Genomic DNA, 600 nt, shown 5'->3' with positions numbered 1-600 from the left:
AGACAACAATATCCCCCGGAGTTCAAGCGCAGAGCCGTGGCGTTACTGCTCGAAAGCGGCAAGTCTGTTGCCCGTCTGGCACAGGAGCTTGATATCAAAGAGAACACCCTCTACAACCGGAAAAAACGCTATCAGGATAAGGCGGATGCCGCTTTTTCCAACACGCCCTGCTTTCCGAACAAGAGCTGGAAATTCGCCGCCTTAAAGCCAAAATCGCCGAACTGGAAGAGGATAAGCTAATCCTGAAAAAAGCGGCGGCGTTCTTTGCGCGGGAAAGCCGCTAAGATACGCCATGGTCGCTCAGTTATCGGCTTTCCATACGGTGAAACAAATTTGCCTGTTGCTCAATGTCAGCACGCGGGGTTACCAGTCATGGAGCAACCGAACACCCAGTCAACGGCAGTTGTCTAATGACATCCTGAGCCAGCGGTTGATTCAGTTGCATCACGACAGTCGGGGAACTTACGGTATCCGTCGTCTGCAAAGTGATTTACGCGATGAGCAGCGTTTTCACGGTAAAAGCCGCATCAGTCGTTTGATGAAACAGTGCGGTCTGAAAGCCGCGAATCAGACGCGCTATAAAGTGACGACGAACAGCCG

At 52.0% G+C, this 600-nt stretch carries 2 protein-coding genes; both read left to right on the top strand.

From position 1 onward, the window contains the following. Window positions 1-240, top strand: a 240-nt coding sequence (locus tag KP22_RS21035) for a transposase (RefSeq protein ID WP_081926267.1), incomplete at its 5' end; no start/stop codon positions are given. 52 nt (window positions 241-292) lie between these two features. Beyond that, on the top strand, window positions 293-600 hold a 308-nt coding region (locus KP22_RS21030; protein ID WP_039326343.1), incomplete at its 3' end, for an IS3 family transposase.

Source organism: Pectobacterium betavasculorum, assembly GCF_000749845.1.
GTDB lineage: Bacteria > Pseudomonadota > Gammaproteobacteria > Enterobacterales > Enterobacteriaceae > Pectobacterium > Pectobacterium betavasculorum.
Note: the sequence above shows the minus strand (reverse complement) of the source record. Positions and strands in the feature narration are given on the sequence as shown.